At 75.7% G+C, this 6,196-nt stretch carries 4 protein-coding genes and 1 pseudogene; 1 reads left to right on the plus strand and 4 read right to left on the minus strand.

Annotated features, from left to right (window positions below; translation table 11 throughout):
* On the plus strand, positions 1-825 hold an 825-nt coding region (locus ABD811_RS33985; protein ID WP_344955980.1), incomplete at its 5' end, for a carbohydrate ABC transporter permease.
* Here ABD811_RS33985 and ABD811_RS33990 read toward each other — a convergent pair.
* From ABD811_RS33990 to ABD811_RS34005, 4 genes and pseudogenes are all read right to left on the minus strand, one after another.
* Positions 818-1,840 carry a heme-dependent oxidative N-demethylase family protein gene (locus tag ABD811_RS33990; RefSeq protein ID WP_344955981.1) on the minus strand — a complete coding sequence of 341 codons (1,023 nt, stop codon included), beginning with the start codon at positions 1,838-1,840 and terminating at the stop codon, positions 818-820. The two genes, ABD811_RS33985 and ABD811_RS33990, sit on opposite strands and share 8 nt — an antisense overlap.
* On the minus strand, positions 1,837-2,766 hold the full coding sequence (locus ABD811_RS33995; protein ID WP_344956023.1) for a PDR/VanB family oxidoreductase: 930 nt from the start codon (positions 2,764-2,766) through the stop codon (positions 1,837-1,839). The genes ABD811_RS33990 and ABD811_RS33995 overlap by 4 nt, the downstream gene beginning before the upstream one ends.
* A gap of 5 nt (positions 2,767-2,771) precedes the next feature.
* Positions 2,772-3,320, minus strand: a complete 549-nt coding sequence (locus tag ABD811_RS34000) for a dimethylamine monooxygenase subunit DmmA family protein (protein ID WP_344955983.1) — start codon at positions 3,318-3,320, stop codon at positions 2,772-2,774.
* Positions 3,321-3,343: 23 nt separating this feature from the next.
* Positions 3,344-6,196 (minus strand): annotated as a pseudogene (locus ABD811_RS34005) (hypothetical protein); the annotation flags it as partial.

Genomic DNA, 6,196 nt, shown 5'->3' on the forward strand with positions numbered 1-6,196 from the left:
CGGCGTCCGCGGATGCGGCCGGTCATCATCACCGGGCTCGGCTGGCTGGTGGCCGTGGTGGTGCTGGCCCCGTACGCGCAGATGCTGCTCACCGCGCTCAAACCCCGGCGGGAGCTGATGGAGTCGCCGCCGGGCTACCTGCCGTCCAGCTGGCACTGGTCCAACTTCGCCGAGGTGTGGAGGGCCGCGCCGATCGGCACGCATCTGCGGGTCTCACTGGTGGTGTCGGTGGCGGCGACGGCGCTGGCGCTGGCGGCGGCGCTGCCCGCCGCGTACTACACCGCGCGGTACCGCTTCCGCGGACGGGGCGCGTTCCTGCTGCTGGTGCTGGTCACCCAGATGTTCGCGCCGACCGCGCTGCTGATCGGCATCTACCGGGAGATGGTGGTGCTCGACCTGACCGACACCTACGCCGCGCTGATCCTGGTGAACGCCGCGTTCAACCTGCCGTTCTCGATCTGGATCCTGAACGCCTACTTCTCCGGCATCCCGCGCGAGCTGGAGGAGGCGGCGTGGCTGGACGGCTGCGGACGGGCGGCGGCGATGGCGCGGGTCACGCTGCCGCTGTCGCTGCCCGGCGTGGTCACCGCCGTCATCTACACCTTCATCGGCGCGTGGAACGAGTACGTCGTGGCGCTGACCGTCCAGGCCACGCCCGAGCGCCAGCCGCTCACCGTGGCGATCCCGTCGTTCGTCACCCAGTACCAGGAGCAGTGGCAGTACCTGTTCGCCGCGTCCCTCATCGCGATCGCGCCCGTGGTGTTCCTGTTCGTGGCGATCGAACGGTACCTGGTCAGCGGCCTGACCGTGGGCGGCGTCAAGTGACGGCGCCGGACGGCGGTCCGGCCGCGTGCAGCCACCGCACGGCGGCGTCGCGGAAGCGCACCAGCCCCTTGTAGTCCACGAGGTCGTCGGGGAGGGACGCCAGGACGGCGGCGAACCGGCGCCGCCACTCCGGCACGGTCGCCAGGTCGGCCAGGGACAGCAGGTAGGTGCGGATGAGGAACAGGACGGCGCCGGACGGGGCGAGACGGACCAGGTGCTGCACCTCCACCCGCAGGTGCAGGCGGTCGCCCAGCTCGGCGGCCGGGCCTTCGGCGACCGTCCGGCGGTCGCGTCCCCAGTGCGGGTAGGTCTCGGCCGAGGTGTCCAGCCGCCGGTCGACCGTCATGCCCCAGTTCGTCCGCCGGTACTCCTGGCCGGGGGCCAGGCGCAGCAGGAACCGCTGCGCCCGGTCGACCACACCGGCGGCGTGCAGACGCGGCACCGGCCCGTGCACCTCGGCGAACGACATGCCGATGTCGAAGGCCAGCGACCAGTTCGCGGCGAAGGTGACCAGCCCGGCGTCGGCCCACAGGGCGTCCTCGCGCTGGTCGAGCAGGACGAGGTCCTCCTGCGCCTGGGATCCGGCGAACCGCAGCGGGCCGCCGAGCAGCGAGCCGTCGTCCCCGACGGTGAACGCCTGGTCGACGCCGAGCAGGGCGTTGCGCCAGCGCAGGCGTCCGGCGCCGTCGTCGCGCAGCTCCATGACGCCGGGATGCCCGGCGGCGAGCTCGCGCAGCACGAACAGCAGCGCGTCCCACGCGGCGGGCCGCATGTGCGGCAGCACGACACACCTGCCCGGGTCGCGGGCGAGGACGCGGCGGCGTTCGGCCAGCTCGGCGCGGTAGTCGTCGTCGACGTCGATGACCGGTCCGCCCCATGCCCCGGCGGCGGTGGCGACCCGGCGGCGGGCGGGTTCGACGTTCGTTGCGTAACGGTAGGTGTCGGAGCCGAAGGGGAAGGGGAAACGGGCGATCCGGGCGGCGGTCCCGGAGCGGGCGTCCGCTGAGGGCGTCACAGGTCCAGCTCCAGTGTCTCGTCCAGGCTGCGCGACACGCAGCACATCACCGCGTCGCCCGCCGCGCGTTCGGCGGGGGTCAGGAACAGGTCGCGGTGCTCGGGCCGCCCCGCGCGCACGCCGACGCGGCACTCGCCGCAGACACCCTGACGGCACATGCTCGCGACCGCGACGCCCGCCTTCTCCAGGGCCTCCAGCAGGCTGACCCCGGCGGGCACGGGGATCGCGCGGCCGGAGCGGGCCAGGCGGGCGGTGAACGGCCTGCCCGGGTCCAGGTCGTCGGCCGAGAACCGCTCGGCGTGCACGCGTTCGGCGGGCCAGCCGAGGTCGCGGGCCGCCTCGCACACGGCGTCGATGAGACCGCCGGGCCCGCAGACGTAGAGGTGCGTGCCCAGCGGCTGGCGGCCCAGCTCCCGGCGCACGGCCCGCAGGAACGCCCGGCGCCCGTGGAACTCGCCGAGCCGGTCGCCGCACAGCTCGCGCAGCTCCTCGACGTGCGCCCCGCAGCCGGGACGGTATGCGTACAGCATCCTGAACGGACGGTCCCAGGCGGCGGCGGCGCGGGCGTGCGACAGCAGCGGCGTCACCCCGATTCCGCCCGCGATGAGCAGGTGGCGGCGCGCGGTGGCGACCGGCGGGAACGCGCTGCGCGGCGCCGACACCCGCACCGTGGCGCCGACCGGGAGCCGGTGCATCCAGCGCGACCCGCCGCGCCCGCCGGGGTCGCACCGGACGGAGATGCGGTAGGCGGCGGACGCCGCGCCCGAGCCGGTCAGGGAGTAGGCGTTGCGCCGTTCCCCGCCGCACTCCACCACCAGGTGGCTGCCGGGGACGTACGGGGGCAGGACACCGCCGTCGGGACGGGCCAGCGTCAGCGTCCGGATCCCGGCCGCGGCCGTGCCCGCCTCGCGGACGACGAGGGTCATCGTGGTCACGGCGCGTCCTCGGCGTCGGCGGCGTACCCCATGTAGGCGGCCAGCCTGCGGGAGAAGTGGCGGTCGCACACCAGGGTCAGGCCGCAGCCGTGGCAGGTGACCCGCCCGCCGACCGCCACGTCCGCTTCGGTGATCGAACGGCAGTGCGGGCAGTAGACCCGGCGCGACCGGGTCTCCGTGGCGTGCATGCGGATCTCCGCGGGGACGGCCCCGGCGCGCACCGCCTCGCTTCGCAGCCGCGCGATCTGGGCTTCGGGTCCGGCGAGCATCAGCCGCCACCCCACCACCGCCGTGGCGAGCCGCTCGCGGAAGGCGCGCAGCAGCGGCTCGTCCGGCTCGTCGGCGTAGCAGACCCAGCAGGGGGCGCCCGACGCGGCGATCCGCTCCGCCCAGGCCTCGCCCACGGCCCGGGCGGGACGCCCGATGGCGATCACCGCGAAGTGCCGTCCCGAGGGATCGACCTCGGGCACGTCCCGCCCCCAGCGCGGCACGCTGGTGTGATCGGCCTCGGCCTCCCGGCCGGGGGCGGTCTGCGCGGACGACATGCCGTCACGATACGGCGGACGTGTCAGCGGCCGCGCCAGGCGTCGGCGAACATCTCGTGCAGCGGTTTGGGCGGCATGAGCCGGGTCACGGGCGCGTCCACCTCCTTGCGGAAGTCCACGGCGGCCAGGTGCAGGTCGAGCTTGTAGGTCTCCAGCGGCAGGTGCGGGGCCTTCAGCACGGTCCAGCCGCCGGGGATGAACGCGGTGCGTCCGGCGCGCGGGCGCTTGTCCTGCACGACCGCCTCGCGTTCCACCAGCTCCGCCTGGGCGGCCTTGTGACGGGCCGCCGTCCAGCCGTTCCAGGTGCGGACGTTGCGGTCGGTCGGCCGGGACAGCGTGAGCAGCTGCAGGTAGAGGGCGGCCGCGTCCCGGCTCGCCCGCAGCGCCTCGGCCACCTCGTCCACCAGGTCCGGGACGCTCAGCAGCGGGTTGGCCTCGTACCCGCCGGGCGGCACCGGGGTGTCGGCGGCGCGCGCCACCATGCGGGCCAGGCCGTCGTCGTACATCACCTTGAACTGCCGGACCTGCCGCAGCAGGTCCGGAACGCCGTGGTCGGCGCACAGCCGGGTGATCCGGTCCATGGCGGCCGGGTCGGCGAACCCGGCGGGCCGCAGGTACGGCCACTGCACGTCGCGGAGGCCGTCGATGACCAGCAGTCCGTCGTCGAAGGCCAGCGGTTCGCGGGCACGGTCGGAGGCGGCGTCCTCGGCGGGCCGGACCGCGATGGTGCGGGGGCCGAACAGCTCCCGCTTCTCGTCCTGGCCCATTCGCAGGTGGACCGCGCCGAGCCGCAGGAACAGGTCCGGGTTGTCGAGCCGGGCGCGCAGCCGGTCGTGCAGTTCGGGCACCCCGGCGAGGGCCGGGTCGCCGACCGGACGCTGGGTCAGCGCCCAGATCAGCATGGCGGCCAGTGCCGTGTAGACCGTGCCCTCTCTGCGGGTGCGGTAGCCGGTCTGGCCGTCCTCGCCCGGCTCGTGCGCCTCGAGGCCGCCGTACTTGCCCGCCACCAGGATGTACCGGGGGTCGCCGATCGCCAGATCCGAGGCCGCGGGGGCGGCGAGGGCGGCGGCCCATCGGGCGCCGAGCCCCAGATCCTTCTCCAGTTGCGCGGCCGTGGCCTCGTCGACGCTCTCCCGGGTGCCCAGCAGCCGGGTCCACTCGGCGGCCATGCGTTCGGCGGCGGCGACCGCGCCGCCGCCGGCCCACAGCTCGGCGGGGTCGTCGGGCATCGCGGCGGCCAGCACCCGCAGCCGCCCGTGGACGCCGAGGTCACGCGACAGCGCCTCGGCCTCGTCGGCGCCCTGCTTGGTGGCCCGGTAGGGCTTGGCGCGCAGCATCTTCTTGTGTTCCTCGTAGCGCGTGAGCAGGTCCCCGCCGAACTCGGCCCTCCTCGGCAGCCCCGCCAGCGCCAGCGCGGCCAGGGACCGCCGCACGCCGGTGCGGCGGGTGAACGCCTCGATCGCCGCCTCGTCGAGCGGGAGCGGGCCGTGTTCGTCCAGCAGGTCCAGCACGCGCCGCAGCCGGGACGCGTCGTCGCGGCCGACGGTGACCGTCTCGGCGTTCTCGGCCCCGGCGGGCGGCGGGGCGTCGTCGCGTTGGACGAAGCGGTAGGAGCGGGCCGGATCGAGGGCGTCGGCGGCCGATCCGGGCACGACGGCCCGCCCGGACTCGCACAGCGGCCGCAGCGCCGCGCCGGTGGCCCTGCCGACCCGCCACCGGCCGGGCCGGGCGAACGGCTGCTCGGCCCAGGTGCGCAGCAGCGCGGCGAGGGCGGCGCGGTCCTGGGCGGAGGTCGGCTCGGCCAGCAGGCGCCAGGCGACGGCGTCGATGCGGCCGAGCAGCACCGTCCAGTCCTCGGTGGGTGCGGGACGGCTCAGCCAGCGCACCTGGTCGTCGGCCTGGCCGTCGAGGTACCGGCCGTCGGCGGCGACGGCGGTGACCAGGGCCGGCTGGGCGGTCGGCTCGTGCGGGACCTTGCCGAGGATCAGGCCGCGCAGCGCTGCCAGCAGGTGCGCGTCGGGGGTCTCGGCGGCGGGCCGCACCAGCGCGGCGGAGCGGACCACCGCCACCCGCCGCGAGAGTTCCTCGCGGCGCCGCAGCACCCGCGCGGCGCGCTGCGCCACCGCGGCCACGCCGTCGGCGATGCGGGGGTCGGTGACCTCGGGCAGCACGCGGGCCAGGGCGGCGCGGACGGCCGTGTCGCCGTCGCGTGCGGCGTCCAGCAGGTCGCGCACGGCGTCCCGGGTCACCTGCCGCAGGGCGCGGGAGGACGCCGGGTCGCGCGGGCGCAGGAAGTGCCAGAACGCGGGCGGCGGGAACACCGTGCGGCCGTGCCGCGGCGCCCGGCCCGCGAAGCCGCGCACCTGCCACAGCAGCGAGCCGTCCTCAGCGTCGTGGCAGAACACCGGCATGTCGGAGCCGCCGCCGCCGCGCGTGACGATGAGGTCGGGCCCGTCGGGCATGCGGATCACACCCCACGGGTCACCCCAGTTGGAGGTGCGCCGCAGCACGGCGCGACGGCCGTCGACGCCCTCCAGGGTGTGGCTGCCGGGGCCGCGCCCGCGCTCCGCGCGTGGACTGGTGACGCGGAACCCGGCCAGACCGTGGGCGGTCTGGCCCAGCGGTGAACCGGTCACGCCGTCCGGCAGCCGAATCAACGACAGGTGCTCGTGCGACCAGACCGTCCCGTCGGGCGGCGGGTCGGCGAAGAACGCGGGCAGCGAGCGCGCCTCGGTCGCCTCTCCGGTATCGGGGTCGATCTGCTGCCAGCCGTTCCGGTCACGCCTGTCCTCGGGGGCCTTCCACAGGCCCCGGCCGTCGCTCAGCAGCTCGGCCGAATCCCAGTGCGGCCCGGAGCGGTCGCCGGGCCGCAGGAC

This window comes from Actinomadura miaoliensis, assembly GCF_039536785.1.
In the GTDB taxonomy this organism is placed as follows: domain Bacteria; phylum Actinomycetota; class Actinomycetes; order Streptosporangiales; family Streptosporangiaceae; genus Spirillospora; species Spirillospora miaoliensis.

Bases quoted from the DNA above. Each gene is read 5' to 3' on its own strand.
- ABD811_RS33995 (WP_344956023.1), bottom strand. From the start codon at position 2,766: ATGACCCTCGTCGTCCGCGAGGCGGGCACGGCCGCGGCCGGGATCCGG.
- ABD811_RS34000 (WP_344955983.1), bottom strand. From the start codon at position 3,320: ATGTCGTCCGCGCAGACCGCCCCCGGCCGGGAGGCCGAGGCCGATCAC.